The 17,056-nt window shown below is 46.1% G+C and carries 13 protein-coding genes and 1 tRNA gene; 13 read left to right on the forward strand and 1 reads right to left on the reverse strand.

Annotated elements, in window-relative coordinates:
* Positions 1-110 precede the first annotated feature (110 nt).
* From WA381_RS14275 to nusG, 3 genes are all read left to right on the forward strand, one after another.
* Positions 111-187, forward strand: a tRNA-Trp gene (locus WA381_RS14275).
* 81 nt (positions 188-268) lie between these two features.
* Positions 269-646 carry a preprotein translocase subunit SecE gene (gene secE, locus WA381_RS14280; protein ID WP_014951045.1) on the forward strand — a complete coding sequence of 126 codons (378 nt, stop codon included), beginning with the start codon at positions 269-271 and terminating at the stop codon, positions 644-646.
* A gap of 4 nt (positions 647-650) precedes the next feature.
* Positions 651-1,202 carry a transcription termination/antitermination protein NusG gene (gene nusG, locus WA381_RS14285; RefSeq protein WP_014951044.1) on the forward strand — a complete coding sequence of 184 codons (552 nt, stop codon included), beginning with the start codon at positions 651-653 and terminating at the stop codon, positions 1,200-1,202.
* A 345-nt stretch (positions 1,203-1,547) separates the two neighbouring features.
* Here nusG and WA381_RS14290 read toward each other — a convergent pair whose 3' ends face one another.
* Complete coding sequence (locus WA381_RS14290; RefSeq protein ID WP_061096048.1) at positions 1,548-1,850, reverse strand: hypothetical protein; 303 nt, start codon at positions 1,848-1,850, stop codon at positions 1,548-1,550.
* Positions 1,851-2,094: 244 nt separating this feature from the next.
* Between WA381_RS14290 and rplK the strand changes: the two genes are divergently transcribed.
* From rplK to WA381_RS14340, 10 genes are all read left to right on the forward strand, one after another.
* Positions 2,095-2,523 (forward strand): 50S ribosomal protein L11, encoded by a 429-nt coding sequence (gene rplK / locus WA381_RS14295; RefSeq protein ID WP_014951043.1) that lies wholly within the window; start codon positions 2,095-2,097, stop codon positions 2,521-2,523.
* 4 nt (positions 2,524-2,527) lie between these two features.
* On the forward strand, positions 2,528-3,223 hold the full coding sequence (gene rplA, locus WA381_RS14300) for a 50S ribosomal protein L1 (protein WP_014951042.1): 696 nt from the start codon (positions 2,528-2,530) through the stop codon (positions 3,221-3,223).
* A gap of 306 nt (positions 3,224-3,529) precedes the next feature.
* A complete protein-coding gene (gene rplJ, locus WA381_RS14305; RefSeq protein WP_014951041.1) occupies positions 3,530-4,048 on the forward strand; it encodes a 50S ribosomal protein L10 in 519 nt (172 codons plus the stop codon).
* 57 nt (positions 4,049-4,105) lie between these two features.
* Positions 4,106-4,483: a 50S ribosomal protein L7/L12 gene (rplL, locus tag WA381_RS14310; protein ID WP_015068303.1), complete on the forward strand. Its 378-nt coding sequence runs from the start codon at positions 4,106-4,108 to the stop codon at positions 4,481-4,483.
* Positions 4,484-4,808: 325 nt separating this feature from the next.
* A complete protein-coding gene (gene rpoB, locus WA381_RS14315) occupies positions 4,809-8,837 on the forward strand; it encodes a DNA-directed RNA polymerase subunit beta (protein WP_014977618.1) in 4,029 nt (1,342 codons plus the stop codon).
* Between the two features lie 81 nt (positions 8,838-8,918).
* Complete coding sequence (rpoC, locus tag WA381_RS14320; protein ID WP_014980520.1) at positions 8,919-13,091, forward strand: DNA-directed RNA polymerase subunit beta'; 4,173 nt, start codon at positions 8,919-8,921, stop codon at positions 13,089-13,091.
* A 309-nt stretch (positions 13,092-13,400) separates the two neighbouring features.
* A complete protein-coding gene (rpsL, locus tag WA381_RS14325) occupies positions 13,401-13,775 on the forward strand; it encodes a 30S ribosomal protein S12 (RefSeq protein ID WP_014951037.1) in 375 nt (124 codons plus the stop codon).
* A 75-nt stretch (positions 13,776-13,850) separates the two neighbouring features.
* Positions 13,851-14,321 (forward strand): 30S ribosomal protein S7, encoded by a 471-nt coding sequence (gene rpsG, locus WA381_RS14330; protein WP_014980519.1) that lies wholly within the window; start codon positions 13,851-13,853, stop codon positions 14,319-14,321.
* 27 nt (positions 14,322-14,348) lie between these two features.
* Entirely contained in the window at positions 14,349-16,451 is a 2,103-nt protein-coding gene (fusA, locus tag WA381_RS14335) for an elongation factor G (protein ID WP_014951035.1), read from the forward strand.
* A gap of 63 nt (positions 16,452-16,514) precedes the next feature.
* Positions 16,515-17,056, forward strand: a 542-nt coding sequence (locus WA381_RS14340; RefSeq protein WP_336138567.1) for a GTP-binding protein, incomplete at its 3' end; no start/stop codon positions are given.

The raw sequence follows: 17,056 nt of genomic DNA on the forward strand, positions 1-17,056 counted from the left end.
AAAGTGGTTAAGTATAATACGCGTCCCTCCCTTGCGATACCGCACTTTCCTTAGAAAAGACGCACAACTCACAAGGGCAGTGTAAGTAAATTTTGTCTTATCGACACCACAGGGGTGTAGTTCGAATTGGTAGAACAGCGGTCTCCAAAACCGATGGTTGGGGGTTCGAGTCCCTCCACCCCTGCCAAATTTACTTAAACTAAGAATTTTTAAGTTGCGCATTTTTTAGATGCGTAAAACAACGACGCTGTAGTGCTAGGATCGTAACATGAGCGAAAAGACGGAAAATCAGTCCAATGCATTGGACATGTTTAAATGGGTAGTGGTTTTTGCACTACTTGCCGGTTTAGTAACCGCTAATACAATGTACGGTGAGATCTCGGTACTATACCGTGCCATCGCAATTGTTGTAGTTGTTGGTATAGCTGGTTTCATCGCGGCAACTACCGAAAAAGGTAGCACCTTCTTGAGCTTCGCTAAAGAGTCTCGCACAGAAGTTCGCAAGGTTGTGTGGCCAACTCGCCAAGAGGCGAACCAAACTACACTTATCGTGCTTGCAGCGACGTTAATTATGGCACTAATTTTATGGGGACTAGACGGCATCATCGTTCGTGTAGTTGGCTTTATTACAGGAATAGGAGCATAACCGTATGTCTGAAGAAGAAGCAGTAAAGAAAAGATGGTACGTAGTTCAAGCCTATTCACAATATGAGTCTCGCGTTAAGAAGACCCTGCTTGAATACATCAAGATGCACAACATGGAAGACTACTTCGGTCAGGTACTAGTACCAACAGAAGAAGTAGTAGAAATGCGTGCTGGTCAAAAGCGTAAGTCTGAGCGTAAGTTCTACCCAGGTTATGTATTGGTAGAAATGGCGATGACGGAAGAGTCATGGCACTTAGTGAAAAGCGTACCTCGCGTACTTGGTTTCATCGGCGGCACATCTGATCGCCCTATGCCAATCACGCAGAAAGAAGCTGACGCTATCTTAAATCGTCTTGAAGAAAACGTTGATAAGCCAAGACCAAAGACGCTGTTCGAGCCAGGCGAAGTTATTCGCGTTATCGATGGCCCATTTGCAGACTTCAACGGTGTGGTAGAAGAAGTAGACTACGAAAAGAGCCGCGTAAAAGTATCGGTGCTTATCTTCGGTCGTTCTACTCCAGTAGACTTAGAATTTGGTCAGGTAGAAAAAGGCTAAGCCTATTCAAGCTACCGTATAGTATTTTTAAAAAGCCCCGTTTGACGGGGCTTTTTTGTATCTAGATAACGATAAAAGGAGAGCGGTGAATATTTATAAAAATTTGCATGTTACTACAACGTAGCATCCTCTTGACCTAAGTAAGCCAGAAATAACAGCTAATAAGCGAAAGAAACATAAACATAAACTGCAATATTGTTGCGGTTTTTTCAGAGACTTTATCGCTCTTTGTAAAAGAGTCCCAAAATCTGACACCCAGCGCACGTTTTAAGATTAGGTTCATTCCACAAACTACCATGACCCAAATGAACACCGTTCCGATATCTACCATTTTAAATTAGACCTTCACTCATCTGTTGTTTCTAAACCCTCTAGATCCGACGCCAAATTTGCTATAGCGCCCGAAACTAACCCACCACCTACGGATGTTGCGAGAGAGCTGAAACCTTTAACCGGACTTAAAGCGCCTGCACCCATTCCGGCAAGTGTTCCTGTAGCGATGGTACTGAACGATGCGTTACGCCCGCCACCAATAATTGCCCCGTAGAAACCACCTATGCCTCCGGCTATAGCGCCTAAAGCATTGGCCCAAAGTGCACCAGAAACATTTGAGATCTCATGATTGTTTAATTCTGTAGGTTTTTCCATTGTTTGATTATCCTTTCAAAATAAATGATGGGCTTCACACAGTGTGCGTAAAGCCAACATAACTCTGATTCACTTTGCCTATGAAAAATACTGACCTTTCGATGGTTTTTTATTCTAAATAGCCCTTGCATAGTAATTAATCACCTTATATAATGCGCGCCCTTTTAAACGGAAACGGGAAGCCGATTGAGCAAATAATCTCTGTATTTGCGAGGCGTTAGACCCAAACAAGAGAGCATGTAAAATGGCTAAAAAAGTAAGCGGTATTATCAAGCTTCAGGTTGCAGCAGGCGCTGCTAACCCAAGTCCACCAGTTGGTCCTGCACTAGGTCAACACGGTGTAAACATCATGGAATTCTGTAAGGCTTTCAACGCGAAAACAGAAAGCCTTGAGAAAGGCGCTCCAGTACCAGTAGAAATTACTGTATACGAAGATCGCTCTTTCACATTCGAAACTAAGACTCCTCCTGCGTCTTACCTGCTTAAGAAAGCAGCGGGCATCAAGAGTGGTTCTGGCCGTCCTAACACTGAAAAAGTGGGTAAAGTTACTCGCGCTCAGTTGGAAGAGATTGCTAAAACTAAAGAGCCAGACCTTACTGCAGCTGATCTAGATGCAGCGGTACGCACTATCGCGGGTTCTGCTCGCTCAATGGGCTTGAACGTAGAGGACTAATCGAATGGCTAAATTAACTAAACGCGCTCGCCTAATCCGCGACAAAGTTGACTCTACTAAAGAGTACGAAATCAACGAAGCAGTAGCGCTTCTTAAAGAACTAGCAACAGCTAAGTTCGCAGAAAGCGTAGACGTATCTGTTAACCTTGGTATCGATGCGAAGAAATCTGACCAAAACGTTCGTGGTGCAACTGTACTACCTAACGGTACTGGTAAAGACGTTCGCGTTGCAGTATTCACTCAAGGTGCAAATGCTGAAGCGGCTAAAGAAGCTGGTGCAGACATCGTTGGTATGGACGACTTAGCTGAGCAAGTTAAGAAAGGCGAAATGAACTTTGACGTAGTAGTTGCTAGCCCAGACGCGATGCGTGTTGTTGGTCAACTAGGTCAAATCTTAGGTCCACGCGGCCTTATGCCTAACCCAAAAACTGGCACTGTAACGCCTGACGTTGCAACGGCAGTTAAGAACGCTAAAGCTGGTCAGGTACGCTACCGTAACGATAAGAACGGTATCATCCACGCTAGCATCGGTAAGATTGCGTTCGAAGCGAACCAAATTCAAGAAAACCTTGAAGCGCTACTTGAAGCATTGAAGAAAGCTAAGCCTTCTTCTGCGAAAGGTACATACATCAAGAAGATCAGCCTAAGCACTACAATGGGTGCTGGTGTTGCTCTTGATAAGGCTTCTGTAGGTCTTTAATTTCGCTGAGCTTAGGCTCATCGAAATCTCTTAAAGGTTATGGGTTGGAGCTGTGACAATTAGCAGTGCTAATAAGCAGCTCCCGTCCTAGACCGCAGGTGCGGTGTGGTGAAAGAGGTAAGAGAACTTTCACAGTCAACACACTGCTTAATACAACAACCTGCGCAGACGGTGGTTTGACTCAGACTCTCTGGGGTAACAAACACCGTAGAGCGGTATCAACCATGAGGGTTGGTATCAATCTGTGAACCCTGACGGCGTAAGCGGGTAACCGCAAACAAAGTCAGATACAAAGAGGTGAACTCAGTGGCACTAGGTTTAGCAGCAAAAAAAGAGATCGTAGCAGAAGTTTCTGAAGTTGCGTCTCGCGCTCTATCCGTAGCCGTTGCTGAATACCGTGGGATGGAAGTTGCAGAACTGACTGACCTACGTGTTAAAGCTCGTGAGCAAGGCGTATACCTAAAGGTTGTACGTAATACTCTTGCAAAGCGTGCTCTAGCAGACAGTCAATTTGCAGACTTAGACAGCGCCTTAACTGGTCCGCTTATCTATGGTTTCTCTATCGACGCACCAGGCGGTGCGGCACGTCTTTTCAAAGACTTCGGTAAGACTAACGATAAGCTAAAAGTTACAGCACTATCTATTGGTAGCGGTCTTCTTGGTCCAGAGAAATTGGACGCAGTTGCAGCACTACCTACCCGCGACGAAGCGCTTGCGAAACTACTTGCAACCTTCAAAGCACCAGTTGGGAAATTCGTTCAAACAATCAACGAAGTTCCTGGCAAGTTTGTGCGCGTATTGGCGGCGGTCAAAGACACCAAGTAATTGGCGTTTTTGGCATATTGATTTTTTTAACATTTTATACCCAGGAGTTTAGAGAACATGGCTCTAACTAAAGAAGATATCTTAAACGCAATCGCTGAAATGCCAGTAATGGAACTGGTTGAACTAATCGAAGCGGCTGAAGAAAAATTCAACGTATCTGCTGCAGCTGCTGTTGCTGTTGCTGGTCCAGCTGCTGGCGGTGACGCTGCTGCTGCAGAAGAAAAGACTGAATTCGACGTTGTAATGACTTCATTCGGTGGCAACAAAGTTGCAGTTATCAAAGCAGTTCGCGGCGCGACTGGCCTAGGTCTTAAAGAAGCTAAAGAAGTAGTTGAGTCTGCTCCTAAAGCTATCAAAGAAGGCGTAAGCAAAGATGAAGCTGAAGCACTTAAGAAAGAGCTTGAAGAAGCTGGTGCAGAAGTAGAAATCAAGTAATCTGACATAGTCAGATTATTGCCTGAGACGGCAAGGCTGGTGGTTTTTTAAACCACCAGCCTTTTTGCGCTGTATAGTGTGTAGAATCTAACCCTTGGTTACACTACTTAAAGCGCCATTCGGAAATACCCATAAAAAGCATAAAAATCCAACAAGTTAACTAATAATTGGTTAAATTTTGTTGTATGCTGGTGTATCTGCCCGAAAAAGGGTTGTGGAAGTTTGTTGCTTAGTGCGCCATTTGAAACGTAGCTTTTAGCCCATAGCACGCGTTTTAAAGCATTTTGCAGCAGGTTGGGTCATAAATCAGCAGGCTGAGGAACCCATGGTTTACTCTTATAGCGAAAAGAAACGTATCCGTAAGGATTTTGGCAAACGCCCACAGGTATTGGAAATTCCATACCTTCTTTCAATTCAGCTTGATTCTTTCAAAAAGTTTATTGAGATCGATGCAGATGCTCAATACGGTTTGGAAGCAGCATTTCGTTCCGTTTTTCCAATTAAAAGCTACTCAGGTAGTTCAGAGCTTCAGTATGTAAGCTACCGCCTGGGAGAGCCCGTTTTCGACGTTAAAGAATGTCAAATTCGCGGCGTAACTTTCTCTGCTCCGTTAAGAGTAAAACTACGGTTAGTGTTGTTCGATAAAGACGCTGCGCCAGGTACCGTAAAAGATATTAAAGAACAAGAAGTGTACATGGGCGAGATCCCATTGATGACTGAGAACGGTACGTTCGTTATCAATGGTACAGAGCGTGTTATCGTGTCACAGCTACACCGTTCACCTGGTGTATTCTTTGATCACGACAAAGGTAAAACCCACTCGTCAGGTAAAGTGCTTTATAACGCACGTGTAATTCCTTACCGTGGTTCGTGGTTAGACTTCGAGTTTGACCCGAAAGATAACCTATTCGTACGTATCGACCGTCGTCGTAAGTTGCCTGCAACGATTATCTTACGCGCACTTGAAATGACGTCTGAAGAAATCCTAGATACTTTCTTCGACAAAGTAAGCGTACGTATCGACAAAGACAAACTAATGATGGAAGTGGTTCCAGATCGCCTACGTGGTGAGACGGCTGCTTTTGACATCATTGACGGTGAAGGCAACGTTGTTGTTGAAACGGGTCGTCGTATTTCTGCGCGCCACACGCGTGCACTAGAAAAAGCCGGTCTTACAGAACTTGAAGTTCCAGCCGATTACCTAATTGGCCGTGTTTACGCAGCTACTTATGTAAACGAAGACACAGGCGAAGTGATTGTAAGCGCGAACGATGAACTAACCCTTGAAAACCTAGCGGCACTTAGCCAAGCGGGCATCAAAGAGTTCGAAACGCTTTACATCAATGAGCTAGATCACGGTTCATACATTTCAGATACGCTACGTATCGATTCTTCAACTAACCGCCTTGAAGCACTAGTTGAAATTTACCGTATGATGCGTCCTGGTGAGCCACCAACAAAAGATGCAGCTGAAACCTTGTTCGATAACTTGTTCTTCTCTGATGAACGTTACGACCTGTCTTCTGTTGGCCGCATGAAGTTCAACCGCCGTCTTGGCCGTGAAGAACTAATTGGTGCTGGTACACTAGACAAAGAAGACATTATTTCTGTAATGAAGCAGCTAATAATGATTCGTGACGGTAAAGACGAAGTAGATGACATCGATCACCTAGGTAACCGTCGTATCCGTTCTGTAGGTGAAATGGCAGAGAACCAATTCCGCGTTGGTCTTGTACGTGTTGAGCGTGCAGTTAAAGAGCGTCTAAGCTTAGGCGACCTAGACAACGTGATGCCACAAGATCTTATTAACGCTAAGCCTATCTCGGCTGCGGTTAAAGAGTTCTTCGGTTCATCTCAGCTTTCTCAGTTCATGGACCAAAACAACCCGCTATCAGAAGTAACGCATAAGCGTCGTATTTCTGCATTAGGCCCGGGTGGTCTTACACGTGAACGTGCAGGCTTCGAAGTTCGAGACGTACACCCGACTCACTACGGTCGTCTATGTCCAATCGAAACGCCGGAAGGCCCGAACATCGGTCTAATTAACTCATTGGCAAGCTTCGCGCGTACCAATGACTTCGGTTTCCTAGAAACGCCGTTCCGTCGCATTGTAGACGGTGTGGTAACAGACGAAATCGATTACTTATCTGCAATTGAAGAAGGTCAATTCGCAATCGCTCAGGCAAACATCGCGTTGACTGAAGCAGGCGAGTTGGTTGACGACCTAATTCCATGTCGTCACCGTGGTGAAACTACCTTGATGCCGAAAGAAGACATCAAGTACATGGACGTTTCACCTCAGCAAATCGTTTCAATTGCTGCAAGCATTATCCCATTCCTAGAGCACGATGATGCGAACCGTGCACTTATGGGTGCGAACATGCAACGTCAGGCAGTACCTACACTACGCGCTGATAAGCCGCTAGTTGGTACCGGTATGGAAAGAACTATCGCGGTTGACTCAGGTGTTACTGTAGTTGCTAAGCGCGGTGGTGTGGTTGATTACGTAGATGCCAGCCGTATCGTTATTAAAGTAGACGAAGATGAAATGCTTCCAGGTGAAGCAGGTATCGATATCTACAACCTGACTAAGTACACACGTTCTAACCAAAACACGTGTATCAATCAGAAGCCTACTTGTAGTGTTGGCGACCCGATTGTTGCAGGCGACGTGCTAGCTGATGGTCCTTCAACAGACCTAGGTGACCTTGCACTTGGTCAGAACATGCGTATCGCGTTCATGCCGTGGAATGGTTACAACTTTGAGGATTCAATCCTTATTTCTGAGCGTGTAGCGCAGGAAGACCGTTTTACTACTATCCACATTCAAGAGCTTAGCTGTATCGCTCGTGATACTAAGCTTGGGCCAGAAGAAATTTCTTCTGATATCCCGAACGTGGGTGAATCTGCACTAAGCAAGCTTGATGAATCAGGTGTTGTTTACATTGGTGCAGAAGTGAAAGGCGGTGACATCCTTGTAGGTAAAGTAACGCCTAAAGGTGAAACGCAGCTTACGCCAGAAGAGAAACTACTACGTGCAATCTTCGGTGAGAAAGCGTCTGACGTTAAAGATACGTCTCTACGTGTACCTAACTCTGTTCACGGTACGGTAATCGACGTTCAAGTATTTACCCGTGACGGTGTAGAGAAAGACAAGCGTGCGCTAGAAATTGAAGATATGCAGCTACGTCAGGTTAAGAAAGACCTTACTGACGAGTTCGAAATTCTTGCAGACGGTATCTTCGCACGTGCACAAACTGCACTACTACGTGCTGGTGTTGACCAAGCTAAGCTTGACAGCCTGCCGCGTGAAAAGTGGTTTGAAATCGCACTTAACAGTGAAGATGCACAGCTAGAGCTAGACCAAATCGCTGATCAGCATGCTGAAATCAAACTTGATTTCGATAAGAAGTTTGAAGGTAAGCGTCGCAAGATCACTCAAGGCGATGATCTAGCCCCTGGTGTGCTTAAGATCGTTAAGGTTTACCTTGCGGTTAAACGTCACATCCAACCGGGTGATAAAATGGCCGGTCGTCACGGTAACAAAGGTGTTATCTCGACTATCCAGCCTGTAGAAGACATGCCATACGATGCTAACGGTACGCCGGTAGATATCGTTCTTAACCCACTAGGTGTACCGTCTCGTATGAACATCGGTCAGATCCTAGAAACGCACTTGGGTATGGCTGCACACGGTCTTGGTGTGAAGATTGATCGCATGATTAAAGAGCAGCGCGAGCTGGCTGAACTACGTGACTTCCTGAAGAAGGTGTACGAGCTTGGTGAGAATCACCAAGAAGTAGACATCGATAGCTTCACAGACCACGAAGTTCGTCGTCTAGCGGAAAACCTTCGTAAGGGTGTTCCAGTAGCAACACCTGTATTCGACGGTGCTCGTGAATCTGAAATCAAAGAAATGCTGAAGCTTGCTGATATTCCAGAAAGCGGTCAGATTGCTTTGTTTGACGGTCGTACCGGTCGCGAATTTGAGCGTCCAGTTACGGTTGGTTACATGTACATGCTGAAACTGAACCACTTAGTAGACGACAAAATGCACGCGCGTTCTACTGGTTCTTACAGCCTTGTTACACAGCAGCCTCTTGGTGGTAAAGCACAGTTCGGTGGTCAGCGCTTCGGTGAGATGGAAGTGTGGGCACTTGAAGCATACGGTGCAGCATATACCCTTCAAGAAATGCTTACCGTTAAGTCGGATGACGTTAACGGCCGTACCAAGATGTACAAGAACATCGTCGATGGCGACCACAGAATGGAACCTGGCATGCCAGAGTCATTCAACGTACTACTTAAAGAAATTCGCTCGTTGGGTATCAACATCGAGCTTGAAGAAAAGTAATACGGCGTTAGCCACGTAATGTTATGAGATGGCCCGGCGCTTGCGCCGGGCTCTAGAGACTGACTCCGCTGGGAGAGTAATGTGAAAGACTTATTAAAGTTTCTAAAGCAACAAAACAAGACTGAAGAATTCGATAATATTCGAATCGGTCTGTCTTCACCTGACATGATCCGTTCATGGTCATTCGGTGAAGTTAAAAAGCCTGAAACAATTAACTACCGTACGTTCAAGCCTGAGCGTGACGGTCTGTTCTGTGCGCGTATCTTTGGTCCGGTTAAAGACTACGAGTGTCTTTGCGGTAAGTACAAGCGCCTTAAGCACCGTGGTGTTATCTGTGAGAAGTGTGGCGTTGAAGTTACACTGACTAAAGTACGTCGTGAGCGTATGGGTCACATCGAGCTAGCTAGCCCGGTAGCACACATCTGGTTCCTGAAATCACTTCCGTCTCGTATCGGCCTAATGCTTGATATGACACTTCGTGATATTGAACGTGTACTTTACTTTGAATCATACGTGGTTACAGAGCCAGGTATGACTACGCTTGAGCGCAGCCAGCTTCTAAACGAAGAAGAGTACTTGGATGCACTTGAAGAGCACGGTGATGAGTTTGAAGCGAAGATGGGTGCTGAAGCAGTATTCGATCTTCTTACAGCACTAGACGTAGACGCAGACGTTGCGGCTATGCGTGAAGAGCTGCCTTCAATCAACTCTGAAACTAAGCGTAAGAAAATTACTAAGCGTCTTAAGTTGCTTGAGTCATTCCAACAGTCTGGCAACAAGCCAGAGTGGATGATCATGACGGTTCTTCCGGTACTTCCACCAGATTTACGTCCTCTAGTACCACTAGATGGCGGCCGTTTTGCAACGTCTGACCTTAACGACCTTTACCGTCGTGTAATTAACCGTAACAACCGTCTTAAGCGTCTTCTAGACCTAGCTGCTCCAGACATCATCGTACGCAACGAAAAGCGTATGCTTCAAGAGTCTGTCGATGCGCTTCTAGATAACGGACGTCGTGGTCGTGCGATTACCGGTTCTAACAAGCGTCCACTTAAGTCACTTGCAGACATGATCAAAGGTAAGCAAGGTCGTTTCCGTCAAAACCTTCTTGGTAAGCGTGTTGACTACTCAGGCCGTTCTGTAATTACCGTTGGTCCTACGCTACGTCTTCACCAGTGTGGTCTTCCTAAGAAGATGGCACTTGAGCTATTCAAACCGTTTATCTACGGTAAGCTTGAAGGTCGTGGTCTTGCGACAACAATTAAAGCAGCTAAGAAGCTTGTAGAGCGCGAAGCACCAGAGGTTTGGGACGTACTAGACGACGTTATCCGCGAACACCCGGTACTACTTAACCGTGCACCTACACTTCACCGTTTGGGTATCCAAGCATTCGAACCAACACTAATCGAAGGTAAAGCGATTCAGCTTCACCCGCTAGTGTGTGCGGCGTACAACGCCGACTTCGATGGTGACCAAATGGCGGTACACGTTCCGTTGACAATCGAAGCACAGCTAGAAGCACGTGCACTTATGATGTCAACGAACAACATTCTGTCACCTGCGAACGGTGAGCCAATTATCGTACCTTCACAGGACGTTGTATTGGGTCTTTACTACCTAACGCGTGACAAAGTAAACGGCTTAGGCGAAGGCATGGTATTCACCAGCCCGAATGAAGCAGAGAAAGCATACCGTACAGGTAATGCTGAGCTTCACTCTCGCGTTAAAGTACGTATTACTGAATATGACATCGATGAAGATGGCAACAAAACTGAGAAAGTAACGCTAACTGACACGACTGTTGGTCGTGCGATTTTCTCATTGATCCTTCCAAAGGGTCTGCCGTTTGAAATCATCAACCAAGCGATGGGCAAGAAGCAAATTTCAAGACTATTGAATGCTTGTTACCGTACGCTAGGTCTGAAAGACACAGTAATTGCTGCTGACCAAATCATGTATACCGGTTTCCACTACGCGATGATCGCGGGTGCGTCTGTTGGTATCGACGATATGGTTATCCCTGCTGCTAAGAAAGACATCATTGATGCAGCGGAAGCAGAAGTTATTGAAATTCAGGAACAGTTCCAAAACGGTCTTGTTACCGCGGGTGAGCGTTACAACAAAGTTATCGATATCTGGTCAAATGCCAACGAAAAAGTTGCTAAGGCCATGATGGATAACCTTAAGACTGACATCGTAATTAACCGCGATGGCGAAGAAGAAGAGCAATCATCATTTAACTCTGTTTACATGATGGCCGACTCGGGTGCTCGTGGTAGTGCCGCTCAGATTCGTCAGCTAGCTGGTATGCGTGGTCTGATGGCTAAGCCAGATGGCTCAATCATCGAAACCCCAATTACGGCGAACTTCCGTGAAGGTCTGAACGTACTACAGTACTTCATCTCAACTCACGGTGCTCGTAAAGGTCTTGCGGATACCGCACTTAAGACAGCGAACTCGGGTTACCTAACGCGTCGTCTAGTAGACGTTGCACAAGACTTGGTAATCACTAACGACGACTGTGGCACATTCGAAGGTGTTCAAATGACACCACTAATCGAAGGTGGTGACGTTGTTGAGCCACTACGCGAGCGTGTACTAGGCCGTGTGGTAGCAGAAGATGTACTTAAGCCAGGTACTAACGAAGTACTAGTAGAGCGTAACGTTCTTCTAGACGAAGCGTTAGTAGACATGCTTGAAGCTAACTCAGTTGACCAAATCATGGTTCGCTCGGTAATCACTTGTGACAACGACTTCGGTGTTTGTGCTAAGTGTTACGGTCGTGACCTTGCACGTGGTCACATGGTGGGTAGCGGTGAATCGGTTGGTGTTATTGCAGCACAGTCAATCGGTGAGCCAGGTACACAGCTTACCATGCGTACGTTCCACATCGGTGGTGCGGCATCAAGAGCATCTGCTGAGAACAGCGTACAAGTTAAGACTGCGGGTAGCCTTAAGCTACACAACGCGAAGTTCGTACGTAACTCTGACGGCAAAGTGGTTATCGTTTCTCGTTCAACAGAACTTACTGTTATCGACGAGCAAGGCCGTGAGAAAGAGCGCTATAAAGTACCTTACGGTGCTGTACTTAGCGTGGATGACGGTGCAACTATTGCAGCTGGCGACGTTGTTGCTAACTGGGATCCGCATAGTCACCCAATCATCACTGAACGTGCAGCTAAGATTAGCTTCGCTGACATTGATGACTCTAACACCGAAATGCAGCAAGACGAGCTTACTGGTCTAACCCGTATCGTTGTTAAAGACCTTGCGAAAGTAAACTCTAAAGAGCCTAAGCTAATTCTTGAAAGCGACGAGTTCGGTCTTCAAGAAATTCGTCTTCCAAGCTTCACAACCATCGAAGCGAAAGAAGGCAAAGTGGCTAACGAAGGTGACGTGCTAGCACGTATTCCTCAGGAAAGCTCGAAGACTCGTGATATCACGGGTGGTCTACCGCGCGTTGCGGACCTATTTGAAGCACGTAAGCCTAAAGAGCCTGCAATCCTTGCAGAAATCTCAGGTACTATCGGCTTCGGTAAAGAGACCAAAGGTAAGAAGCGTCTTGTAATTACACCTGCTGAGGGTGACGCGTACGAAGAGATGATTCCTAAGTGGCGTCAGCTTAACGTGTTCGAAGGTGAGAAAGTGGAAAAAGGCGAAGTTATCGCTGATGGTCCAGAGTCTCCACACGATATCCTACGTCTACGTGGTATCTCAGCGGTAGCAAACTACATCGTGAACGAAGTTCAGGAAGTTTACCGTCTACAGGGTGTTAAGATTAACGATAAGCACATTGAAGTAGTTATCCGTCAGATGCTACGTAAGTGCATTATCACTCACCCAGGCGATACGCAGTTCCTTGAAGGCGAACAGGTTGAAGTATCGAACGTTAAAGTGGCGAACCGTGAAATTGAAAAACACGGCAAGATCCCAGCGCAGTACGAAACACAGCTGCTTGGTATCACCAAAGCGTCACTGTCTACTGAGTCATTTATCTCAGCGGCATCGTTCCAAGAAACAACACGTGTTCTAACTGAAGCTGCGGTTCAAGGTAAAGAAGATGACCTACGCGGTCTGAAAGAAAACGTAATCGTTGGTCGACTCATTCCAGCGGGTACAGGTTTCGCTTACCACGAACGCCGTGCACAACGTCGCAAAGAGCAAATCGAAGAAATGTCAGTGTCTGCTGCTGAAGCAGAACAGGCATTAACCGAAGCGCTTAATGCTGGTGCAGACGAAGATACTGCCGAATAAGGCAAGATCATAGGAGTACGTTAACGTACTCCTAACAATTTGGCAGTCCAGTTGTACAGATTGCAGATAAATTAACTGCTTAACCTTTGTACACCTTGACAGTCAGAGCGATGATCTTTAATATTCCGCGACCCGATTTTGGATAGCCATCAAGTGGCTCGATAAACGGTCGCGGTTTTTTGTATCAGCGCTCAGTGAATGTTGACGAGCACAATGTTCACAAACAAGCGCGATTAAGCAATTAATCGCATTAATATGGACCCAATCACAGTGATTGGGTTTTCGTAGTTTTTAATCAGGAGCTAGTTAATGGCAACAGTTAACCAGTTAGTGCGCAAGCCGCGTAGAAAGCCCGTTGAAAAAAGCAACGTAGCTGCTCTACAAGCTTGTCCACAAAGACGTGGTGTATGTACTCGTGTATATACTACTACGCCTAAGAAACCAAACTCTGCACTACGTAAAGTATGTCGTGTACGTCTAACTAACGGTTTTGAAGTTTCTTCATACATCGGTGGTGAAGGTCACAACCTACAAGAGCACAGTGTAGTACTTATCCGTGGTGGTCGTGTTAAAGATCTACCAGGTGTTCGTTATCACACAGTTCGCGGTACTCTTGACTGCGCAGGTGTAAACGATCGTAAACAAGCCCGTTCTAAGTACGGCGCGAAGAAGCCTAAGTCATAACGGTTCTCCGTTAGTAAGGCCAAACTGAAGTTTAAGAGTTTTGGGTTTTCCCTGAATTCATACGGAGAATAGAAAATGCCAAGAAGAAGAGTCGTAGGTCAACGTAAAATCCTACCAGAGCCAAAATTTGGTTCACAACTGCTTGCGAAATTCATGAATGTCGTAATGCTCGACGGCAAAAAGTCAGTCGCTGAAAGAATCGTTTACGGTGCGCTTGATATTGTTGCTGAAAAAACCGGCAAAGCACACCTAGATATCTTCGAGGAAGCGCTTGATAACATCCGCCCAACAGTAGAGGTTAAGTCTCGTCGTGTTGGTGGTTCAACTTATCAGGTTCCAGTTGAAGTACGTCCAGTTCGTCGTAACGCGCTAGGTATGCGTTGGATGGTTGAAGCTGCACGTAAACGTGGCGAAAAGTCTATGGCACAACGCCTAGCGGCTGAAATGCTAGACGCAGCAGATAACAAAGGTTCAGCGGTTAAGAAACGTGAAGACGTTCACCGTATGGCCGAAGCAAACAAAGCGTTTGCTCACTACCGTTGGTAATCAACGTTATTTAACTGAGAGAGATTTATGCCTCGTAAGACCTCGATTGAGCGTTATCGCAATATTGGTATTGTGGCTCACGTGGACGCGGGTAAAACCACGACCACAGAGCGTGTTCTGTTTTATACAGGACTGTCTCACAAAATCGGTGAAGTGCACGATGGTGCTGCTACCATGGACTGGATGGAGCAAGAGCAGGAGCGTGGTATTACTATCACGTCTGCTGCAACGACTTGTTTCTGGTCTGGTATGGAGCAACAGTTCGATCAACACAGGATCAACATCATCGACACCCCTGGACACGTTGACTTTACTATCGAAGTAGAGCGTTCATTGCGTGTACTAGACGGTGCAGTGGTTGTTTTCTGTGGGTCTTCTGGGGTAGAACCTCAATCAGAGACAGTCTGGCGACAGGCTGACAAATATCAAGTGCCACGCCTTGTGTTCGTTAATAAGATGGACCGGGCTGGCGCTGATTTTGAACGTGTTGTGGGTCAAATCCGCAAGCGTTTAGGCGCCAACTGTGTTCCGATTCAAATCAACATGGGCGCTGAAGAGAATTTCCATGGCGTCATCGACCTTGTGAAGATGAAAGCCATCAACTGGAATGAAGAAGACATGGGTATGACATTTACCTATGAAGACATTCCTGCTGAATATTTAGATACCGCTGAGCAGTACCGTACCGAAATGATCGAAGCGGCTGCAGAAGCATCTGATGAGCTAATGAATAAATACTTGGAAGGTGAAGAGCTTTCTGAGGAAGAAATTCGTTCAGGCCTTCGTCAGCGTACGCTGAACAACGAAATTGTTCTTGCCACCTGTGGCAGTGCCTTCAAAAACAAAGGTGTTCAGGCAGTACTAGACTCTGTTATTCATTATCTTCCGTCTCCAACAGAAGTTAAGGCCATCACAGGTGTACTTGACGACAAAGACGAGACAGAAGCAGAGCGTCATTCAAGCGACGATGAGCCGTTCTCAGCGCTAGCATTTAAAATAGCGACCGACCCATTTGTGGGTACGCTAACCTTCTTCCGTTGTTACTCTGGTGTAGTAAACACGGGTGATACGGTTTACAACCCTGTTAAGGGCAAGCGTGAGCGCTTTGGTCGTATTGTGCAAATGCACGCGAAAGACCGTGAAGAAATTAAAGAAGTACGCGCAGGTGACATCGCTGCGGCCATTGGCCTTAAAGATGTAACAACCGGTGATACGCTTTGTGACCCTAACCATGTTATTACGCTAGAGCGTATGGAGTTCCCAGAGCCGGTAATTTCAATTGCGGTTGAGCCTAAGTCGCAAGCTGACCAAGAGAAAATGGGCATAGCCCTAAGCAAGCTTGCAGCTGAAGATCCGTCATTCAAAGTGAAAACTGACGACGAGACAGGCCAGACGATTATCTCAGGTATGGGTGAACTTCACCTTGATATCATTGTCGACCGCATGAAGCGCGAATTTAAAGTTGAATGTAACGTAGGTAACCCACAGGTTGCTTATCGTGAAACCCTTCGTAAATCTGTTGAAGTTGAAGGGAAGTTCGTTCGTCAGTCAGGCGGCCGCGGCCAATTTGGTCATGTATGGCTGCGCATTGAGCCTCAAGAAGAAGGTTCAGGCTACGAATTTGTGAACGAAATCGTCGGTGGTGTGGTACCAAAAGAGTTCATTCCAGCGGTCGATAAAGGAATTCAGGAGCAGATGCGAAGTGGTGTTCTTGCAGGGTATCCAGTACTTGATGTAAAGGTTACGTTGTTTGACGGTTCATACCACGATGTTGACTCTTCTGAAATGGCGTTTAAGATCGCCGGCTCTATGGGTTTCAAAAAAGGCGCCGCAGAAGCAAATCCGGTGTTACTTGAACCCACAATGAAAGTTGAAGTGACTACCCCAGAAGACTGGATGGGTGATGTAGTTGGTGACATTAATCGTCGCCGCGGCATGATCGAAGGTATGGAAGATGGCGTCGCAGGTGTTAAAATAATACGTGCTAAAGTGCCGCTTTCAGAAATGTTTGGCTACGCAACTGACTTGCGTTCACAAACACAAGGTCGTGCTTCATACTCAATGGAGTTCTTCAATTATTCTGAGGCGCCGAACAATGTGGCGCAGGCTATTATTGAATCTAGAATTTAATCTAAATGAAGGTTCGGTCCGGTCTATTGGTGGGTCGGACTTTTAACTTAGGAAACGAGAAAAATGGCAAAAGAAAAGTTTGAACGTACGAAACCCCACGTAAACGTGGGTACAATCGGCCACGTTGACCATGGTAAAACTACGCTAACTGCAGCTATCACTACAGTTCTTTCAAAGACTTACGGTGGTTCTGCTCAGGCTTTCGATCAAATCGATAACGCGCCTGAAGAAAAAGCACGTGGTATCACCATCTCTACTTCACACGTAGAATACGATACTCCTACTCGTCACTACGCACACGTAGACTGCCCAGGACACGCTGATTACGTTAAAAACATGATCACTGGTGCTGCTCAGATGGACGGTGGTATCCTAGTAGTAGCTGCGACTGATGGCCCTATGCCACAGACTCGTGAGCACATCCTACTTGGTCGTCAGGTTGGTATTCCTTACATCATCGTATTCATGAACAAGTGTGACATGGTTGACGATGAAGAGCTTCTAGAGCTAGTAGAAATGGAAGTTCGCGAACTTCTTAACGAATACGAATTCCCAGGTGATGACCTACCAGTTATCCAAGGTTCAGCTCTTAAAGCGCTTGAAGG

This window comes from Alteromonas sp. CH_MED4-4 (assembly GCF_037029575.1).
GTDB classification, from domain to species: domain Bacteria; phylum Pseudomonadota; class Gammaproteobacteria; order Enterobacterales; family Alteromonadaceae; genus Alteromonas; species Alteromonas macleodii.

Bases quoted from the DNA above. Each gene is read 5' to 3' on its own strand.
- fusA (WP_014951035.1), top strand. From the start codon at position 14,349: ATGCCTCGTAAGACCTCGATTGAGCGTTATCGCAATATTGGTATTGTG.
- nusG (WP_014951044.1), top strand. From the start codon at position 651: ATGTCTGAAGAAGAAGCAGTAAAGAAAAGATGGTACGTAGTTCAAGCC.
- secE (WP_014951045.1), top strand. From the start codon at position 269: ATGAGCGAAAAGACGGAAAATCAGTCCAATGCATTGGACATGTTTAAA.
- rpsG (WP_014980519.1), top strand. From the start codon at position 13,851: ATGCCAAGAAGAAGAGTCGTAGGTCAACGTAAAATCCTACCAGAGCCA.
- rplL (WP_015068303.1), top strand. From the start codon at position 4,106: ATGGCTCTAACTAAAGAAGATATCTTAAACGCAATCGCTGAAATGCCA.
- rplA (WP_014951042.1), top strand. From the start codon at position 2,528: ATGGCTAAATTAACTAAACGCGCTCGCCTAATCCGCGACAAAGTTGAC.
- rpsL (WP_014951037.1), top strand. From the start codon at position 13,401: ATGGCAACAGTTAACCAGTTAGTGCGCAAGCCGCGTAGAAAGCCCGTT.
- rpoB (WP_014977618.1), top strand. From the start codon at position 4,809: ATGGTTTACTCTTATAGCGAAAAGAAACGTATCCGTAAGGATTTTGGC.
- WA381_RS14290 (WP_061096048.1), bottom strand. From the start codon at position 1,850: ATGGAAAAACCTACAGAATTAAACAATCATGAGATCTCAAATGTTTCT.
- rplK (WP_014951043.1), top strand. From the start codon at position 2,095: ATGGCTAAAAAAGTAAGCGGTATTATCAAGCTTCAGGTTGCAGCAGGC.